15 protein-coding genes are annotated in these 18,437 nt (G+C 71.0%); 13 read left to right on the forward strand and 2 right to left on the reverse strand.

From position 1 onward, the window contains the following. Nucleotides 1–56 precede the first annotated feature (56 nt). On the forward strand, nt 57–3,761 hold the full coding sequence (locus tag ACIBSW_RS33730) for a CHAT domain-containing protein (protein WP_354723780.1): 3,705 nt from the start codon (nt 57–59) through the stop codon (nt 3,759–3,761). 65 nt (nt 3,762–3,826) lie between these two features. On the opposite strand, the gene ACIBSW_RS33735 is transcribed toward ACIBSW_RS33730, so the two are convergent. Then, on the reverse strand, nt 3,827–4,405 hold the full coding sequence (locus tag ACIBSW_RS33735) for a DinB family protein (protein ID WP_354723778.1): 579 nt from the start codon (nt 4,403–4,405) through the stop codon (nt 3,827–3,829). Nucleotides 4,406–4,542: 137 nt separating this feature from the next. Further along, nucleotides 4,543–5,289 carry a GntR family transcriptional regulator gene (locus ACIBSW_RS33740; protein WP_354723776.1) on the reverse strand — a complete coding sequence of 249 codons (747 nt, stop codon included), beginning with the start codon at nt 5,287–5,289 and terminating at the stop codon, nt 4,543–4,545. A gap of 165 nt (nt 5,290–5,454) precedes the next feature. On the opposite strand from ACIBSW_RS33740, the gene iolC reads away from it, so the two are divergent. From iolC to ACIBSW_RS33800, 12 genes are all read left to right on the forward strand, one after another. After that, the gene (gene iolC / locus ACIBSW_RS33745; protein ID WP_354723774.1) at nt 5,455–6,390 is read left to right on the forward strand and encodes a 5-dehydro-2-deoxygluconokinase; all 936 of its coding nucleotides are present in this window, start codon (nt 5,455–5,457) and stop codon (nt 6,388–6,390) included. After that, the gene (locus ACIBSW_RS33750) at nt 6,383–7,252 is read left to right on the forward strand and encodes an aldolase (protein WP_354723772.1); all 870 of its coding nucleotides are present in this window, start codon (nt 6,383–6,385) and stop codon (nt 7,250–7,252) included. The genes iolC and ACIBSW_RS33750 overlap by 8 nt, the downstream gene beginning before the upstream one ends. After that, nucleotides 7,249–8,124 carry a 5-deoxy-glucuronate isomerase gene (gene iolB, locus ACIBSW_RS33755; RefSeq protein ID WP_354723770.1) on the forward strand — a complete coding sequence of 292 codons (876 nt, stop codon included), beginning with the start codon at nt 7,249–7,251 and terminating at the stop codon, nt 8,122–8,124. The genes ACIBSW_RS33750 and iolB overlap by 4 nt, the downstream gene beginning before the upstream one ends. Continuing rightward, nucleotides 8,121–9,980, forward strand: a complete 1,860-nt coding sequence (iolD, locus tag ACIBSW_RS33760) for a 3D-(3,5/4)-trihydroxycyclohexane-1,2-dione acylhydrolase (decyclizing) (RefSeq protein ID WP_354723768.1) — start codon at nt 8,121–8,123, stop codon at nt 9,978–9,980. The genes iolB and iolD overlap by 4 nt, the downstream gene beginning before the upstream one ends. 12 nt (nt 9,981–9,992) lie before the next feature. Further along, nucleotides 9,993–11,489, forward strand: coding sequence for a CoA-acylating methylmalonate-semialdehyde dehydrogenase (locus ACIBSW_RS33765; protein WP_354723766.1), 1,497 nt, complete (start codon nt 9,993–9,995; stop codon nt 11,487–11,489). 30 nt (nt 11,490–11,519) lie between these two features. Beyond that, complete coding sequence (locus ACIBSW_RS33770) at nt 11,520–12,518, forward strand: substrate-binding domain-containing protein (RefSeq protein ID WP_354723764.1); 999 nt, start codon at nt 11,520–11,522, stop codon at nt 12,516–12,518. Further along, complete coding sequence (locus ACIBSW_RS33775) at nt 12,515–13,570, forward strand: ABC transporter permease (RefSeq protein ID WP_354723763.1); 1,056 nt, start codon at nt 12,515–12,517, stop codon at nt 13,568–13,570. Before ACIBSW_RS33770 ends, ACIBSW_RS33775 begins: the two co-directional genes overlap by 4 nt. After that, nucleotides 13,567–14,433: an ATP-binding cassette domain-containing protein gene (locus ACIBSW_RS33780; protein ID WP_354723761.1), complete on the forward strand. Its 867-nt coding sequence runs from the start codon at nt 13,567–13,569 to the stop codon at nt 14,431–14,433. The genes ACIBSW_RS33775 and ACIBSW_RS33780 overlap by 4 nt, the downstream gene beginning before the upstream one ends. Then, a complete protein-coding gene (locus tag ACIBSW_RS33785) occupies nt 14,430–15,338 on the forward strand; it encodes a TIM barrel protein (RefSeq protein WP_354723759.1) in 909 nt (302 codons plus the stop codon). Before ACIBSW_RS33780 ends, ACIBSW_RS33785 begins: the two co-directional genes overlap by 4 nt. Next, nucleotides 15,335–16,363: a Gfo/Idh/MocA family oxidoreductase gene (locus ACIBSW_RS33790; RefSeq protein ID WP_354723757.1), complete on the forward strand. Its 1,029-nt coding sequence runs from the start codon at nt 15,335–15,337 to the stop codon at nt 16,361–16,363. The genes ACIBSW_RS33785 and ACIBSW_RS33790 overlap by 4 nt, the downstream gene beginning before the upstream one ends. Next, the gene (locus ACIBSW_RS33795) at nt 16,360–17,217 is read left to right on the forward strand and encodes a sugar phosphate isomerase/epimerase (RefSeq protein ID WP_354723755.1); all 858 of its coding nucleotides are present in this window, start codon (nt 16,360–16,362) and stop codon (nt 17,215–17,217) included. The genes ACIBSW_RS33790 and ACIBSW_RS33795 overlap by 4 nt, the downstream gene beginning before the upstream one ends. A gap of 343 nt (nt 17,218–17,560) precedes the next feature. After that, a complete protein-coding gene (locus ACIBSW_RS33800; RefSeq protein WP_354723753.1) occupies nt 17,561–17,812 on the forward strand; it encodes a hypothetical protein in 252 nt (83 codons plus the stop codon). The last annotated feature ends 625 nt before the right edge of the window (nt 17,813–18,437 follow it).

Here is an 18,437-nt window from a genome sequence, read left to right on the forward strand (position 1 = left end):
GTGTGATGTTGACGTTGCAGGTGAGTCAGTCGGCGAATGCCGATGGGTCGCATCGGGTGCAGGCCACGCTGACCGGTGGGCGGGTGAACGAGCAGGCGGTCAGCCGGGTGGAGTTCGTGGTGTCGGCCGCGGCTCGCGAGCGGATGCGCTGGTACCTCGAGGACTTTCTGGAGTATCCGGTGCAGCCGGCGCCGACGATCGCGGCGGGAGTGGAGAAGCAGCTGGCTGAGTTGGGTGAGCAGCTGTTCAGCGAGGTGTTCGACGGCCGGGACGGGCAGCGGTTGTGGGGACGGTTACAGGATCGGCTGGCCGAGACCCGGGTGGAGATCGCCAGCGAGGTGGAGGACGCGACCGCCCTGCCGTGGGAGCTGTTACGGGATCCGGCCACCGGTACCCCGTTGGCGTTGGAGGCGGCCTCGTTCGTGCGGGTCAACCAGCAGCCGGCCCGCCCCCATGGGGAGCCGCCGGGGGGAGACCGGCTGCGGGTGCTGCTGGTGATCTGCCGGCCGAAGGGCGGGATGGATGTGCCGTTCCGGTCGGTGGCCAGTCACCTGGTGCGGTTGAGCGCCGACGCCCGGCAGGTGCTCCAGCTGGATGTGCTGCGCCCACCCACGTTCGCCAATCTGGACAAGGTGCTCAGCGCCGCGAAGCAGGCCGGCCGGCCGTATCACGTGGTGCATTTCGACGGGCACGGCACCTACCTGACCACCGACCCCGCCAGTGACCACACCGCCGAGGACGACGACGGGGGCGGCGCGGGGAACGCCGGGCCGGGGGACGGCGGGTTCAGCCCGTACCGGTATCAGCCGAACTTCGTGTCCCCGCCGCGGGCGGGTAGCCACGGCTACCTGCTGTTCGAGGATCCGGCGGTGAAAGGCAATGAGCAGTTGGTGGATGGGCCGGCGCTGGGGGATCTGCTGAACCGGACCGGAGTGTCGGTGCTGGTGCTCAACGCCTGCCGCTCGGCCTACGCGGAAGCCCCCACCCGACCCGCGGTCGCCGACGACCACGCAGACGGCACCGACCCGGCCGGCGAGGCGGAGGCGGCGGATGTGCATGCCCGGGTGCGCGGCTACGGGTCGTTGGCGTTGGAGGTCACCGACGCCGGGGTGCCCGGGGTGGTCGCGATGCGGTACAGCGTGTACGTGGTGACCGCGGCCCGGTTCGTCGCCGACCTGTACGCGGCGTTGCTGGACGGGCAGCCGTTGGGTGCGGCGGTGACGGCCGGGCGGCGACAGCTGGCCGCGCAACCGAACCGGGCGATCGCCTTCGACCCGCGCCCGTTGCAGGACTGGTCGGTGCCGGTGGTCTACGAGTCGGCCCCGATCGCCCTTTTCAGCCCGGCCGCGCACCGTCGGGTGACCATCCGGGTCGGCCAGCCCGGTCAGCAACCCGCCGCGGGGGAGCCGGCCGGGGTGTCCGGGTTGCCGCGCCGCCCGGACGTCGGGTTCTTCGGCCGCGACGAGACCCTGTTGGCGCTGGATCGGGCCTTCGACGACGCCCGGATCGTGCTGCTGCACGCCTACGCCGGGGCGGGGAAGACCACCACCGCGGCGGAGTTCGCCCGCTGGTACACCGAGACCGGCGGGCTGACCGACCCCGACCTGGGTGCCGGGCCGGTGATCTTCTCGTCGCTGGAACACCACACCCCGCTGGCCCGGCTGCTCAACCAGATCGGCGAGGCCTTCGGGCCGCTGCTGGCCGGCAACAACATCGCCTGGGCCGCCCTGGAGCAGGCTGACCGCCGTGACGTCGCGGTGCAGGTGCTGCGGCAGGTGCCGGTGCTGTGGATCTGGGACAACGTCGAACCGGTCGCGGGGTTCCCCGCCGGCAGCCCGTCGGACTGGACCGGCGCCGAACAGGCCGAGCTGGCCGACTTCCTACGCGACCTGGCCGACACCAAAGCCCGAGTGCTGCTGACCTCGCGCCGCGAGGAACACGACTGGCTCGGCCAACTCCCCGCCCGGGTCGAGTTGCCGCGGATGCCGATGCGGGAACGCATCCAACTCACCCAAGCCCTCGCCCACCGACACCGCCACCGGATCACCGACGTGCAAGATTGGCGGCCGCTGCTGCGCTACACCGCCGGCAACCCGCTGACTATCACCGTGCTGGTCGGCCAAGCCCTGCGCGACGGGCTGACCAGCAAAACCCAGATCGACACGTTCGTCGCGGCGCTGCGCGCCGGCGAGGCCCCGCTGGACGACGATGCCGCCCAGGGACGCAGCAAGTCGTTGGGCGCTTCGCTCAGCTTCGGCTTCGAACACGCCTTCACCGACACCGAACGCGCCCAGATCGCCCTGCTGCACCTGTTCCAAGACACCGCCGACGTCGACGCCCTTACTGCCATATGCAACCCCGGCGCCGACGCCGCGCTGCCGCAGCCGGCCGGGCTGACCCGCGAGACCGGCATCGCGCTGCTCGACCGGGCCGCCGACATCGGCCTGCTCACCCCGCTCGGCGGCGGCTACTACACCATCCACCCCGCCCTGCCCTGGTACTTCACCCACCTGTTCACCACCCACCACGGTGCACCCGACACCCCCACCGCCCAGCAGGCCCAACGCGCCTACACCGGGGCCATCGCCCGCCTGGGCGACTTCTACCACAATCAGTACAACGCGGGCCGGCATCAGGTCATCGACGCCCTCGCCATCGAGGAGGGCAACCTGCTACATGCCCGCGCCGTGGCCCGCCAGCACCACCGGTGGAGAGAGGTCATGGGCTGCATGCAAGGCCTGCGCGTCCTCTACGAGCACTTCAGCCGGGGGATGGAATGGGCCCGGCTGGTCGACGAACTCATCCCCGACCTCGTCGACCCCACCACCGGCGGACCACTCCCCGGCCGCGACAACCAATGGAGCGTGTTCACCGAGTACCGGGTCGGGCTCGCCGACGGCGCCCGGGACTGGACCACCGCCGAACGCCTGCAAACCGCCCGTGTCGCGTTCAACCGTGACCGCGCTGCCGGCGCCCTCACCACTCCACCCGATCAACTCGACGAGCAGCAGCGCGACCAGATCCGCCGGCTCGCGACCAGCCTGGTAGGCCTCGCACGCGAAGTGCGCGAACAGCAACGCCCCGACTGCATCGACTACTACCGGGAAGCCGCCGAGCTGTGCCAGCGCATCGGCGAACGCCGTGGCGAAGCCGTCATCGCGTTCAACCTCGGCAACGCCTACCTGGCCATTCCCGCACTACGCGACCTCGGCCAGGCCGAACACTGGTATCGCCGCCGCCTCGAACTCACCGACGACCACGACCGACTCGGCCAAGCCCGCGTCACCTCCCAGCTCGGCGAAATCGCGTACCAGCAGTTCAAAGACGCCCGTGACGCCGGCGCCCCGGACCAGGTGCTGCTTGACCACCTCAACGTCGCCGTCGCCTACCGCCTCCAGGCCCTCGATCTCACCCCTGCCGACCACCTCAACGACCGCGCCATCGACCACGCGGCACTCGGCACCATCTACGCCGCAGCCGGCCACATCGACACCGCGCTCAGCTACTACCAGAAAGCCATCAAATACTACGAAGACACCGAAGACCGGCACTGGGCTGGGCGCGCCCGCCACAGCGTCGCGAGTGCGATGGCCGTGGCCGGGCGGTACGACGACGCGCTGCTCTACGCCCACGCCGCCCTCCGCGACTTCGAGGCCCTGGACCCAGCCGCCGCCGCCGACATCGAGCGAGCCCAGCAGCTGATCGCCGACCTCGAACCACTGAGAAAGCAGTCGCGCGGGGGTGGCCCTCCTGGCCGGTGAAGGCAAGGTGACCGCACGGTCAGAGGCTCGCTGGGATTCGACCGCGGCGTCGCATTCGCTCGTCGTCAAGGTGCTCCGGTGAACGTGCGCGCCGTGGACTCCAGTCGCTCGCGGTACGCGGACCACCATGCCTGGTCCCCCTCGACCATGTTGTCGCCGGGGGAGCGCCAGCCGACCTCGCCGTCGACCAGCTCCCGCACGATGTCGGCGTGGCCGGCGTGCCGGTTCAGCTCGGCGAGCATGTGCACCAGGATGAGGTGCAGGGTCACCGGCTCCTCGTCCCACCACCGGACCGCGCCGGGCGCGTCGACCGCCAGCGCCTCGATCGTCGCGTCCGCGTGTGACCATGCCCGGTGCCAGAGGCCGATGATGTCGTCGCGGGACTCGTCGGCCGTCGCCCACATGTCCGCGTTCGGCTCGTCCGCCAAGGACAGGCCCACGACGGCCTCCGGGAACGGCCGGTGGAACGTCTCGCCGAAGTATCCGGCGGCCATCGCCGCCACGTGCTTGACCAGCCCGAGCAGGTTCGTGCCGGTCGGCACCAGCGGCCGCCGCACGTCGTAATCCGACAGCCCGTCGAGCTTGCCCAGCAGGGCCACGCGCGCTTGCCGCAGGTACCGATGAAGATCAGCCTTGGCGTCCATGCCCTCAGGATCTCACGCGTGGATCAGGTGACTGCCGCCGATGTGCGGGAGGCCGACGCTGGTCTGGGCGACCGGCCGGGCCACGCTGCCGGGCCGGGAACGCCGAAGCTCCTGGCGGTGGGACGGCACGCCCTGGCTCAGCCCGCCGACAGGTTGATCTCGAAGTTGTAGCGGCTCGCCCGGTACAGGTGTGAGCCGTACTCCAGCGTCCGCCCGCCGGCGTCCCAGGCGGTGCGGGTCATGGTCAGCAGCGACGCGCCGCGCTTCTCCTGCAGGGTCCGTGCCTCCGCCGCGGTCGCCGACCGGGCCCCGATGACCTGGGTCGCGATGCGCGGCACGAACCCGGCACGGCGCAGCAGCTCGTAGAGGCCGCGCTCGGCCAGTTCGTCGCGGTCGAGCCGGATCAGGTCGACCGGGATCGCGTTGTGCATGAGTGCGAGCGGCTCGCCGCCGGCGTACCGCAGCCGCTCGATCCACGTCACCTCCGTGCCCGGGTCCAGCCCGAGCGCCGCCGCGGCGTCCGCCGGTGCCGGGATCACCCGCAGGTCGAGGACCTCGGTACGCGGTTCGCGGCCCGAGCCGACCAGGTCGTCGTACAGGCTGGACAGTTCCACCGGGCGGCGGACCTTGGGGTGCACCACCTGGGTGCCGACGCCGCGCTTGCGCACCAGCATGCCGCGCTCCACCAGGTACTGGATCGCGCGGCGGGTCGTCGGCCGGGAGACGCCGAGGCGTTCGGCGAGGTCGACCTCGTTCTCGATGCGGGCGCCGACGCCGATCTCACCCTTCTCGATCAGCGCCTGCAGGCGGGTCGCCACCTGAAAGTACAGGGGCACAGGGCTGGTCCGGTCCACCTCGACCGGACGGTATAGATCAGCTGCCATGAGGACCCCCAGGTTTTTCAGTTTGTCATGACAAACTATTGACGTAGAAGCACTCACGTTATTACATCGAAACGAACCGAGATACCCCACCAAGGTCCATTTCTCCGCGCTGTGACCAACCGTCTACCGCTTGGGGGGCACATGCCCGCAGACGAGGTACTGACCATGGGACGTATCGGCGTCGACCTGTATCCACAACAGATCGGCGTGTCGCTGCGCGAGGTCCGGACGTTCGCGAAGTTCCTCGGCGGCAGCCCGACCAACGTCGCCGTCGCCGCCGCCCGCTACGGGCGCCGCAGCGCCGTGATCACCCGCACCGGCGCGGACCCGTTCGGCGAGTTCCTCCACGATGCGCTGCGCGGCTTCGGCGTGGACGACCGCTTCGTGACGTCCGTGGCGGGCCTGCCGACGCCGGTGACGTTCTGCGAGATCTTTCCCCCGGACGACTTTCCGCTCTATTTCTACCGGTTCCCCAAGGCGCCGGACCTGGAGATCTCCGAGTCCGAACTGGATCTCGAAGCGATCCGCGCCGCGGACATCTTCTGGGTCACCGGCACCGGGCTGTGCCGCTCGCCCTCGCGGGAGGCGACCCTCGCCGCGCTGCGGGCCCGCGGCGGCGCCGGCATCACCGTGCTCGACCTGGACTACCGGCCGATGTTCTGGCAGTCGCGGCAGGAGGCCCGGCACTGGGTCCGGCAGGCCCTGCCGCACGTGAGCGTCGCCGTCGGCAACCTCGACGAGTGCGAGACCGCGGTCGGCGTCCGCGACCCGCGCGGCGCGGCCCGGGCGCTGCACGACGCGGGCGTCGGCCTCGCCGTCGTCAAGCAGGGCCCGCGCGGCGTGCTCGCCTCGGGCGAGCACGGCAAGGAGGAGGTGCAGGTGCCGCCGGTCCCGGTCGAGGTGGTCAACGGGCTGGGCGCGGGCGACGCGTTCGGCGGCGCGCTCTGCCACGGCCTGCTCGCCGGCTGGGACCTCGAGACGGTGATGCGCTTCTGCAACGCGGCCGGCGCGATCGTCGCCACCCGGCTGTCCTGCGCGGACGCCATGCCGACCGAGGCCGAGGTCCGCGACCTGATCGGCGGTGGGAGCGCCCGTGCTTGACGTCGGAGAGCTCGTCGCCGCCCGCGCCGACCGGCCCGGCGCGATCGCGGCCGCCGCGGCCGAACGCCGGCGGCCGGTCTCCTGGCGCGGCGAGCACGGCCGGATGATGATCATCGCGGCCGATCACCCGGCGCGCGGCGCGCTGCGCGCCGGCGCCGACCCGCTCGCCATGGGCAACCGGGCCGACCTGCTGCGGCGCATCTGCACCGCGCTCGGGCGGCCCGGCGTCAACGGCGTGCTCGGCACCCCGGACATCCTCGAGGACCTGCTCCTGCTCGGCGCCCTCGACGACAAGGTCGTCATCGGGTCGATGAACCGGGGCGGTCTCGCCGGCACCAGCTTCGAGATGGACGACCGCTTCACCGCGTACGACGGGGAGAGTCTCGCCGCGGCCGGGTTCTCCGGCGGCAAGATGCTGCTGCGCATCGACCCGGACGACGCCGGAACCGTGGCCACGCTGGAGAGCTGCGGGCGGGCCGTCGGCGACCTCGCCGCGCACCGGCTGATGGCGATGGTCGAACCCTTCATCTCGCACCGCTTCGACGGGCGGGTCCGCAACGAGCTCACCGCCGAGGCGATGATCCGGGCCATGACCGTCGCGGCGGGGCTCGGCCCGACCTCGGCGTACACCTGGCTCAAGGTGCCCGTGGTCGACGAGATGGAGCGGGTCATGGCCGCCACGACGCTGCCCGCGCTGATCCTCGGCGGCGAGGTGTCCGAGGACGCCGACGCCGCGTACGTGCAGTGGGGCAAGGCCCTGGTCCTGCCGACCGTGCAGGGCCTGGTGATCGGGCGCAGCCTGCTGTACCCGCCGGGCGGCGACGTCGCGGCCGCGGTCGACCGGGCGGTGAGCCTGCTATGACGCACCTGCGCAGGGGCACCGCCGGCGCGCGGCCGTTCGAGACGATGGTGACGCCGGAGAGCGCCGGCTGGGGCTTCAGCGGGCTGCGGATCCTCGACCTGGCCATCGGCACCCGGGCCACCTTCCACACCGGGGACGCGGAGATGATCGTCCTGCCGCTGACCGGCGGCTGCGACGTGACCTGCGACGACGAGCGGGTCACCCTGACCGGGCGGCGCTCGGTCTTCTCCCGGGTCACCGACTTCGCGTACCTGCCGCGCGGCTCGTCCGTCGTCATCCGCACCCCGAACGGCGGGCGGTTCGCGCTGCCCGCGGCCCGCGCCGAGCGGCGGCTGCCGTTCCGCTACGGGCCGGCCGACGCGGTGCCGGTCGAGCTGCGCGGCGCCGGCCAGGCCAGCCGCCAGGTCAACAATTTCTGTACGCCGGAGTCGTTCGACGCCGACCGCCTGATCGCGGTCGAGGTGCTCACCCCGGGCGGCAACTGGTCGTCGTACCCGCCGCACAAGCACGACGCGGCCGGCGACGGCGAGTGCGCCCTCGAGGAGATCTACTACTACGAGGTCGCCAACTCCCCGGTCGGCGCGCCCGGCGTCGGCTACCAGCGCGTGTACGGCCACTCCGACCGCCCCATCGACGTCTGCGCCGAGGTGCGCAGCGGCGACGTCGTGCTGATCCCGTACGGGTGGCACGGCCCGTCGATGGCCGCGCCCGGCTACGACCTCTACTACCTCAACGTCATGGCGGGCGCGGGGGAGCGCCGCTGGCTCTTCTCCGACGACCCGGAGCACGCGTGGGTCCGCGCCTCGTGGAACCACCAGGAGCCGGATCCCCGGCTGCCGCTCACCTCGACCAGGGAAAGGAGACGCCCGTGAGGCTCACCGTCGCCCAGGCCCTCGTCACGTTCCTGTCGAACCAGTGGACCGAGCGTGACGGCGTGGAGCAGCGCACGATCGCGGGCTGCTTCGGCATCTTCGGCCACGGCAACGTCGCGGGGGTCGGCCAGGCCCTGCTGCAGGCGCAGCGCACCGGCCGGGACGGCCCGGGCCTGCCCTACCACCTGGCCCGCAACGAGCAGGCCATGGTGCACGCCGCGGTCGGGTACGCCCGGATGCGCGACCGGCTGTCCACGATGGCCTGCACCGCCTCGATCGGGCCCGGCTCGACCAATATGCTGACCGGCGCGGCCCTGGCCACCGTGAACCGGATTCCGGTCCTGCTGCTGCCCAGCGACGTCTTCGCCACCCGGGTCGCGTCCCCGGTGCTGCAGGAGCTGGAGGATCCGCGCTCGTACGACGTGTCCGTCAACGACGCGTTCCGGCCGCTGTCGCGCTTCTTCGACCGGGTCTGGCGGCCCGAGCAGCTGCCGTCGGCGCTGCTGGCCGCGATGCGGGTGCTGACCGACCCGGTCGAGACCGGCGCGGTCACCCTCTGCCTGCCGCAGGACGTGCAGGCGGAGGCGTTCGACTTCCCGGACGCGCTCTTCGCCCGGCGGGTGTGGCATGTGGCCCGGCCGGTGCCGGAGCCGGCCGCGGTCGCGCGGGCCGCCGAGGTGATCCGGTCCGCCCGGCGGCCGCTGATCATCGCCGGCGGCGGGGTGATCTACTCGCGGGCCACCGCGGAGCTGGACGCCCTCGCCCGCGCCACCGGGATCCCGGTCGCCGACACGCAGGCCGGCAAGGGCGCGCTGAGCTGGGATCACCCGAACTCGGTCGGCGGGATCGGCTCGACCGGCACGCCGGTCGCCAACCGGCTGGCCCGGGACGCGGACGTGGTCATCGGCGTCGGCACCCGCTACAGCGACTTCACCACCGCCTCGCGGACGGCCTTCGCGAACCCCGCCGTCCGCTTCGTCAACGTCAACATCGCGTCGTTCGACGCCGCCAAGCAGTCGGCCGTGCCGGTGGTGGCCGACGCGCGGGAGGCGCTGCCCGCGCTCGCCGCGGCGCTCGGCGGCTACCGCGCGGACGTGGCCTTCGCCGGCGACGTCGCCGCCTGGCAGCGCACCGTCGACGAGGCGTACCACCTCGGGCACGGCCCGCTGCCGGCGCAGAGCGAGGTCATCGGCGCGGTCAACGACGCCTGCGGCGAGCGCGACGTCGTGGTGCAGGCGGCCGGCAGCATGCCCGGTGACCTGCAGCTGCTCTGGCGGGCCCGGGACCCGAAGCAGTACCACGTCGAGTACGGCTACTCCTGCATGGGCTTCGAGATCGCCGGCGCGCTCGGCATCAAGCTCGCCGACCCGGACCGCGAGGTCTTCGCCCTGGTCGGCGACGGCTCCTACCTGATGATGGCGCAGGAGATCGTCACCGCCGTCGCAGAGGGCGTCAAGCTCGTCGTCGTCCTGGTGCAGAACCACGGCTTCGCCTCCATCGGCGCGCTGTCGGAGTCGCTCGGCTCGCAGCGCTTCGGCACCAGCTACCGCTACCGCGGCGCCGGCGACGACTACGACGGCGCCCGGCTGCCGGTCGACCTGGCCGCCAACGCCGAGAGCCTCGGCGCCGCCGTCATCCGCTGCCGCACGATCGCCGAGCTGACCGAGGGGCTCAAGCGTGCCCGGGAGGCCGAGCGGCTCACCGTCGTGCACATCGAGACCGATCCGCTCTCCCCGGTGCCGTCGAGCGAGAGCTGGTGGGACGTGCCCGTCTCCGAGGTCTCCGAGCTCGACAGCACGCGCGCCGCGCGCACCGCGTACGACGCCGCCAAGCAGGGCCAGCGTTCGTACCTTTAGGAGGTACCCGAGTTGACAACCATCGAGCACTGTATCGGCGGCCGTACCACCGCCGGAGCCGGGAACCGCCGCGCCGCGGTGTACAACCCCGCGACCGGGCGGCGGCAGCACGAGGTGGTGCTGGCCGAGCCGGGCGACGTCGACGCGGCCGTCGCGGCGGCGAAGGCGGCGTTCACGGGCTGGAGCCAGGCGTCGCTGAGCGCCCGCACGAAGATCCTGTTCAACTTCCGGGAACTCGTCAACGCGAACATCGGGCGGCTCGCGGAGATCGTCTGCGACGAGCACGGCAAGGTGCTCAGCGACGCCGCCGGCGAGGTGCAGCGCGGCCTGGAGGTGATCGAGTTCGCCTGCGGCATCCCGCAGCTGCTCAAGGGCGACTACTCGGACCAGGCGTCGACCGGCGTGGACGTGTTCAGCTTCCGCGAGCCGCTCGGCGTCTGCGCCGGCATCACCCCGTTCAACTTCCCGGTGATGGTGCCGATGTGGATGTACCCGGTCGCGATCGCCTGCGGCAACACGTTCGTGCTCAAGCCGAGCGAGCGCGACCCGTCGGCGTCGAACTTCATCGCGGACCTCTGGCGCCGGGCCGGGCTGCCGGACGGGGTCTTCAACGTCGTGCACGGCGACAAGGTCGCCGTCGACGCGCTGCTGGAGCACCCGGACGTCGCGGCGGTCTCGTTCGTCGGCTCCACGCCGATCGCCCGCTACCTGCACAGCAAGGCCTCGGCCGCCGGCAAGCGGGTGCAGGCGCTCGGCGGCGCGAAGAACCACGCGGTCATCCTGCCGGACGCCGACCTGGACTACGCCGCGAACCACCTGGCGGCGGCCGCGTTCGGCTCGGCCGGCGAGCGCTGCATGGCGATCTCCGCGGCGGTCGCGGTCGGCGCCGCCGGCGATCCGCTGACGGACATCCTGACCCGCAAGGCGAGCGAGGTCGTGGTCGGCTCGGGCCGCGACCCGAAGAGCGAGATGGGCCCGGTGGTCACGGCCGCGGCCCGGGACCGCATCGAGGGGCTCATCGGCACCGGCGAGCGGCAGGGCGCCAAGCTGCTGGTCGACGGCCGCGGCTTCCAGGTGCCCGGCTTCGACGACGGCTTCTTCGTCGGCCCGACCGTCATCGACCAGGTGCAGACCTCGATGGAGGTGTACACCGAGGAGATCTTCGGGCCGGTGCTCTCGGTGGTGCGCAGCGACACCGTCGAGGCGGCGATCGACCTGATCAACGCGAATCCGTACGGCAACGGCACCGCGCTCTTCACCGGCAGCGGCGAGGCCGCGCGCCGGTTCCAGCGCGGCGTCCGCGTCGGCATGATCGGGATCAACGTCCCGGTCCCGGTCCCGATGGCCTACTACTCCTTCGGCGGCTGGAAGGACTCCCTCTTCGGCGAGCGGCACATCCACGGCCCCGAGGGCGTCTCGTTCTACACCCGCGGCAAGGTCGTCACCTCCCGATGGCCGCACGTCGAGTCGGCGCACGGCGCCAGCATGCACTTTCCGACCGCTTCCTGACCCCCACCGTCCCCCCAACCGGAGGCACTAATGTCCAGGAGATCCCTTCGAACGGTAAGCATCGCGCTGATCGCCAGCCTCGCGGTGGTCACGGCCTGCAGCAGCCAGGGTGGCGCGCAGGAGGAGGAGAAGAACTCGGGCGGCGGCGGTACCAACTCCGCGGCCGGCCCCCGGCTGAAGATGGCCATGGTGACCCACGCGCCGGCCGGCGACACCTTCTTCGACATCATCCGCAAGGGCGCCGACGCGGCCGCCGCCAACGACAACGTCGAGTACACGTACTCCAACGACGGCGACCCGACCCGGCAGGCCACGCTGATCGAGAACGCGGTCAACTCCAAGCCGGACGCGCTGCTGGTCTCCGTGCCGGCGCCCGATGCGCTCAAGGCCTCGATCCAGAAGGCCGTCGCGGCCGGCATCCCGGTCATCGGCTTCAACGCCGGCCGGGAGGCGTTCCAGGAGTGGGGCGCCGTCATGTACTTCGGCCAGGACGAGGGCATCGCGGGCAACGCGGCCGGCGTCCGGCTCAAGGAGGAGAGCGCCGGCAAGGTGCTGTGCGTGATCCAGGCACAGGGCCAGTCGCAGCTCGAGGCGCGCTGCAACGGCGTGAAGGCCGGCTTCGGCGGCGAGGTCGAGAACATCAACGTCAACGGCACCGACCTGACCTCCGTACGCTCGACGCTGGAGTCGAAGCTGCGCCAGGACCCGTCGATCACCCACGTCATCACCCTCGGCGCGCCGTTCGCCCTGACCGCGCTGCAGGCCAAGCAGGACTCGAGCAGCAAGACGACCATCGTCACCTTCGACACGAACTCCGAGCTGGTCGGCAAGATCGAGTCCGGAGAGATCGCCTGGGCGGTCGACCAGCAGCCGTACCTGCAGGGCTACATGTCCGTCGACGCCGCGGCCTTCTACATCCGCAACGGCAACGTGCTCGGCGGCGGCAAGGAGGTCCTGACCGGTCCGGCCTTCATCGACAAGAGCAACATCGCCGCCGTGAGCAAGTACGCCAAGGCGGGTACCCGATGAGCCAGACCCTGGTGGCGCCGACCCCGGCGCCCTCCACCGACGAACGGCTCGCCCGCAAATCGATGCTCAGCCGGCTGCTGGCCAGGCCGGAGGTCGGGGCGCTGGCCGGCGCGATCGTCATCTTCCTGCTGTTCTTCATCGTCGCCCCGCCCTTCCGCGAGGCGCCCTCGCTGGCGACCGTCCTCTACCAGAGCTCGCTGTACGGCATCCCCGCGGTCGGCGTGGCCCTGCTGATGATCGGCGGCGAGTTCGACCTGTCGGCCGGCGTCGCGGTCATCACGGCCTCGCTTGTCGCCTCCATGACGGCGTACCAGCTCAGCGTGAACGTCTGGGTCGGCGTGCTGGTGTCGCTGGTGGTGGCGCTCGCCATCGGGTTCTTCAACGGCTACCTGCTGGTCCGGACGAGGCTGCCCAGCTTCCTGGTCACCCTGGCCACCTTCTTCATGCTCACCGGCCTCAACCTGGCCGTCACCAAGATCGTCTCGGGTGGCGTGGCCACCAAGGACATCTCCGACATCGACGGGTTCGACAGCGCACACGCGTTCTTCGCCTCCAGCGTCGTGATCGGCGGGATGAACCTGCGGATCACCCTGTTCTGGTGGGCGCTCTTCGTCGGCGTGGCGACCTGGGTGCTGCTGCGCAGCCGTACCGGAAACTGGATCTTCGCCGTCGGCGGCGCCGACGCCAGCGCGCGTGCGGTGGGCGTACCGGTGCGGAGGGTCAAGATCGGGCTGTTCATGACGGTGTCGTTCGTCTGCTGGTTCACCGGCATGCACATCCTGTTCGCGTTCAATACCGTGCAGTCCGGTCAGGGGCCCGGCAACGAGTTCCTCTACATCATCGCGGCGGTTGTCGGCGGCTGCCTGCTCACCGGCGGGTACGGCTCGGCGGTCGGCGCCGCGATCGGCGCCTTCATCTTCGGCATGACCGAGCAGGGCATCGTGCTGGCCGGCTGGGAGGCCGACTGGTTCAAGTTCTTCCTCGGCGCGATGCTGCTGGGCGCGACCCTGCTCAACGTGTACATCCGGCGACGGGCGGAGACCAGGAAATGACCACCGAAGAGAGAGTCGAGACCCCCACGCCGCTGGTCCGGCTCGTCGGCGCGGGCAAGAACTACGGCAACATCAACGCCCTCAGCGGCATCGACCTCGAGGTCGGCGCGTCCGAGGTGACCTGCGTACTCGGCGACAACGGCGCCGGCAAGTCCACCCTCATCAAGATCATCGCTGGGCTGCACCAGCACTCGTCCGGCACCTACGAGGTGGCCGGCGAGGAGGTCCACCTCAGCTCGCCCCGCGAGGCGCTCGAACTCGGCATCGCCACGGTCTACCAGGACCTCGCGGTGGTGCCGCTGATGCCGGTCTGGCGCAACTTCTTCCTCGGCAACGAGGTGCGCCGCCGCTTCGGCATGGACATCGCGTTCATGAAGCGGACCACCAAGAAGGAACTGCTCGACATGGGCATCGACCTGCGCGACGTCGACCAGCCGATCGGCACCCTCTCCGGCGGCGAGCGCCAGTGCGTCGCCATCAGCCGGGCCGTCTACTTCGGCGCCAAGGTGCTGATCCTCGACGAGCCGACCGCCGCGCTCGGCGTCAAACAGTCCGGGGTGGTCCTCAAGTACATCCTGCAGGCCCGGGAGCGCGGCCTCGGCGTCATCTTCATCACCCACAACCCGCACCACGCGTTCCCCGTCGGCGACCGGTTCCTGCTGCTCAAGCGCGGCCGGCCGCTCGGCTACTACCGCAAGAACGAGATCACCCGCGACGAGCTGACCGCGCTGATGGCCGGCGGCGCCGAGCTGGAGGAGCTCAGCCACGAGCTCAGCGCCCAGGAAGGCGCGGTGTCGGCCGCCGCGGCCAAGATGCTGGAGGACGAAGTGCACGACCTCGGGATCACCGGGAAGACGCCGTGACACAGTTGCGGCTCGGCAGCTGCCCCGACTCGTGGGGCGTCTGGTTCGCCGACGACCTGCGGCAGACGCCGTGGCAGCGGTTCCTCGACGAACTGTCCGGCGTCGGCTACCGGTGGCTGGAGCTGGGCCCGTACGGATATCTGCCGACCGACCCGGCGCGCCTGGCCGACGAGCTCGCGTCCCGGGAGCTGCGGGTCTCGGCCGGCACCATGCACGGCTACAGCGGGCTGCACCGCTCGGAGGCGTACCCGGAGATCCTGGAACGCACCCGGGCGGTGGCCGAGCTGACCGCGGCCATGGGCGCCCGCGACCTGGTCTTCGTGCCGGTGCCGGGCTTTCGCGACGACAACACCGGCGAATACCTGGAGGCCGGCACCCTCGACGACGACGGGTGGAAGACCCTGGCGCGCTCCACCAACGACCTCGGCCGCGTGCTGGCCGAGGACTACGGGATACGCCTGCAGTTCCACCACCACGCCGACAGCTACGTCGAGACCCGGCCGCAGATCGACCGGCTGCTCGCCGACACCGACCCCGCGTACGTGTCGATCTGCCTGGACACCGGGCACCTCGCGTACGGGGGAGGCGACGCGGCGCGGCTGATCGCCGACCACCCGGACCGGATCGGCTACCTGCACATCAAGCAGATGGACCCGGCGATCGTGGCCCGGGCGCGGGCCGAGGACCTCGCGTTCGGGCAGGCGGTGGCGCTCGGCGCCAGCTGCGAGCCGCCGGCCGGCATCCCGGACATCCCCTCGGTGGTCAACGCGCTGCAGCAGAGGGGAACGGACACCTTCGTGATCGTCGAACAGGACATGTACCCCGTCGCGTTCGACGTGCCGGCGCCGATCGCGGCGCGCACGTACGCCTACCTCCGCGCCGCCGGGGTCGGAGGGACGCCATGACGCTGCGGGTGGGTGTGATCGGCACCGGCATGATCGGCCGCGACCACATCCGGCGGATGACCACGGTCCTGGCCGGGGTCTCGGTCACCGCCGTCACCGACGTCGACGTGGCCACGGCCAAGAAGGTCGCCGAGGGCCTGCCCGGCGCCGCCCTGCGCGCCACCGGCGAGGACCTGATCGCCGATCCGGCGGTCGACGCGGTCGTCGTCTGCTCGTGGGGCCCGACCCACGAGCAGTACGTGCTCGGCTCCATCGCGGCCGGCAAGCCGGTCTTCTGCGAGAAGCCGCTGGCCACCACGCAGGACGCCTGCCGGCGCATCGTCGAGGCCGAGGTCGCGGCCGGCCGCCGGCTGGTGCAGGTCGGCTACATGCGCCGGTACGACGCGGCGTACCGGGCGCTCAAGGAGGTGGTCGACAGCGGCCAGATCGGCAATCCGCTGATGATGCACTGCGCGCACCGCAACGCCGACGTGCCGTCCTTCTACGAGAAGGAGAGCGCGATCACCGACACCGCCGTCCACGAGATCGACATGGTCCGCTGGATGTTCGGCGAGGAGATCACCGCGGCCCGGGTGCTGATCCCGCGCAAGAGCCGCAACGGCGGCCCGCTGCAGGACCCGCTCCTGCTGATCCTGGAGATGGCCGGCGGCGCGCTCGTCGACGTGGAGATCTCCGTCAACATCCGGTACGGCTACGACATCCGCGGCGAGGTCGTCGGCGAGGACGGCACCGCCGCCCTCGGCGACCAGAGCCCGGTGCTGGTACGCAGCACCGGGCAGGCGGCGACGCCGGTGCCGGTCGACTGGCGGGAACGGTTCCTGCGCGCGTACGACGTGGAGATCCAGGAGTGGGTCGACTCGATCGCCGGCGGGGGAGTGCCGCTCGGCCCGAGCGCCTGGGACGGCTACGCGGCGGCGGCGGTCTCCGACTCCGGGGTCGAGGCGCTGCGCAGCGGCACCCGCGTACCGGTGACCCTCGCGCCCCGCCCCGCGCTCTACGACGCCGAGCTGGGGGTGCCGCGGTGAGGATCGCGCTGGATCCGTACATGCTGCGCCGGGTGCCGCTGCTCACCCTGCCGCGGGTCGTCGCCGACCTCGGCTACCACCACATCGAACTGTCGCCCAGGGACGACTTCATGCCGTTCTTCCTGCACCCGCGCGCGTCCTCGGCGGACGTGACGGCGTTCCGCCGCGAGCTGGCCGCGGCGGAGGTCTCGGTGGCGTCGGTGCTGCCGCTCTACAAGTGGTCGGGCCCGGACGAGGACGAACGCCAGGCGGCGGTCCGCTACTGGAAGCGCGCCATCGAGATCACCGTCGACCTCGGCGTCGACGTGATGAACTCGGAGTTCAACGGCCGCCCGGAGGCGCCGGCGGCGAGCGAGGCCCAGTTCTGGCGCTCCCTGGACGAACTGCTGCCGATCTTCGAACGCGAGGGCGTCCGGCTGGTCCTGGAACCGCACCCGGACGACTTCGTGGAGGACGGCATCGCCGCGGTGAACCTGGTCAAGGGGATCAACTCGCCGCTGGTCACGTTCCTGTACTGCGCGCCGCACACGTTCCACCAGGGCGGAGACCTGGCGGCGGTGATACGGCACGCGGGGCCGCTGCTGACACACGTACACATCGCGGACAGCTTCGACCATCGCAGCTCGTCCGGGCTGCGATACATCGTGAACCCGCCGGGGTCGACGGTCCGCGTGCATCAGCACCTGGACATCGGGCAGGGCGAGGTGGAGTGGGATCTGTTCTTCCGGACCCTGGCGGAGACGGGTTTCGACGGCATCGCGACGGTCTGCGTCTTCGCCTGGGAGGAGAGGGCGGAGGAGAGCAGCCGATACAACCTGGCGCAGGTCGATCAGTACCTTTCCAAATACGCGTGAGGGAGGTTGCCCTAGCTGGGATCTTCGGTGATCAAGATCAAGATCAAGATCAGGACCATTTCGTGCCTGGTTGCATGGTGCTGACCGTCACTCCCGTCGAGACCGGTCGCTTCGCTCCCTGCCAGCTGCGTGAGTGGTTGGGACGGCCGGCTTCGCCGGGCCGTGGAGGGTCAGATCGCCTGCGGCCGTTGCCGCAGTGCGGCTCATGGCTGCGCGTAACGCGGCGCCCACGCGAGGTGCACGCCGAGCCTCGATGGGTCGGTGTCGGCTTCGTGTTGTTTCCGTGGGCCGTTCGGGTGCCTGGTCGCCGGAATTACCGTGGTTGCCGCTGCGTGATGGTTGAATGTGGCCGGTGAGCGATCCATGGGATGAGGAGTTCGCCCCTTCAACCGCGGCCCGGAGCACCTTGCGCTGGGCGCACGCGTTGGGTGCTTCGACACTGGGTGAGGCCTACGACATGCTCGAACAGCTGGAACTCGGCAACGATGTTCCCGAGGTGCTCGGGCACGACGACACCGTCGAGGGTGTGCGGGAGGAGCTCGAAGTCGGTATCGAGCTTGCCGGGCCGGACGCCCTGATCACGACGTTGCTTTAGGTCGAGGCGTCGGCCGTCGTTCGCTTTGCCGTCTGAGTGTATCGGCGCGTGGACCGGGCTAGAGGCAGGCGGGCCGTCGACTGCCGTCGGGCGGTCGGGCGGTCGGGCGGTCGGGCGGTCGGGCCATATTGACGGCTCAATCGTGGGCGCTCATTGCGGGCCGCCTACCCGTTCGCCTGAGTGTCTCGGCTGCCGTCGCGGCGGTCTTCTGCACCTCGTTGTGGTCCGGTGCGGGAGGAACTCGAATTCGGCATCGGGGTCCGCCGGGCCGGGCGTCCTGCTCACGGCGTTGCTTTAGGTTGAGGCGTCGGCCGTCGTTCGCTTTGCCGTCTGCGTGTATCGGCGCGGTCGCGGGATTCCGGCGTGGACCGGGCCAGAGGTAGGCGGGCCGTCGACTGCCGCCGGGCGGTCCGGCCCAGGCCTCAATCGTTGGTGGGCGCTCATTGCGGGCGGATGGTCAATGTGATGGATCCAGTGCATCGTGATGCTGATCGATTTACTTCGAGTTGTCGGCCGTGACACCCCGGCCAGCGCCGCGATGTCCTTCTTCATCTGACCCTCGGCATGCCACAACACGAACCGGGCCCGCGTCCCGACCGCCGCCGACACCTCCGCACTCGTGGTC

Source organism: Actinoplanes sp. NPDC049668 (genome assembly GCF_044465445.1).
Classification (GTDB): domain Bacteria; phylum Actinomycetota; class Actinomycetes; order Mycobacteriales; family Micromonosporaceae; genus Actinoplanes.

Coding starts and splice junctions, on each gene's coding strand:
- ACIBSW_RS33735 (WP_354723778.1), bottom strand. CDS start 4,405: ATGGACGCCAAGGCTGATCTTCATCGGTACCTGCGGCAAGCGCGCGTG.
- ACIBSW_RS33740 (WP_354723776.1), bottom strand. CDS start 5,289: ATGGCAGCTGATCTATACCGTCCGGTCGAGGTGGACCGGACCAGCCCT.
- iolC (WP_354723774.1), top strand. CDS start 5,455: ATGGGACGTATCGGCGTCGACCTGTATCCACAACAGATCGGCGTGTCG.
- iolB (WP_354723770.1), top strand. CDS start 7,249: ATGACGCACCTGCGCAGGGGCACCGCCGGCGCGCGGCCGTTCGAGACG.
- ACIBSW_RS33770 (WP_354723764.1), top strand. CDS start 11,520: ATGTCCAGGAGATCCCTTCGAACGGTAAGCATCGCGCTGATCGCCAGC.
- ACIBSW_RS33775 (WP_354723763.1), top strand. CDS start 12,515: ATGAGCCAGACCCTGGTGGCGCCGACCCCGGCGCCCTCCACCGACGAA.
- ACIBSW_RS33780 (WP_354723761.1), top strand. CDS start 13,567: ATGACCACCGAAGAGAGAGTCGAGACCCCCACGCCGCTGGTCCGGCTC.
- ACIBSW_RS33790 (WP_354723757.1), top strand. CDS start 15,335: ATGACGCTGCGGGTGGGTGTGATCGGCACCGGCATGATCGGCCGCGAC.
- ACIBSW_RS33800 (WP_354723753.1), top strand. CDS start 17,561: ATGTGGCCGGTGAGCGATCCATGGGATGAGGAGTTCGCCCCTTCAACC.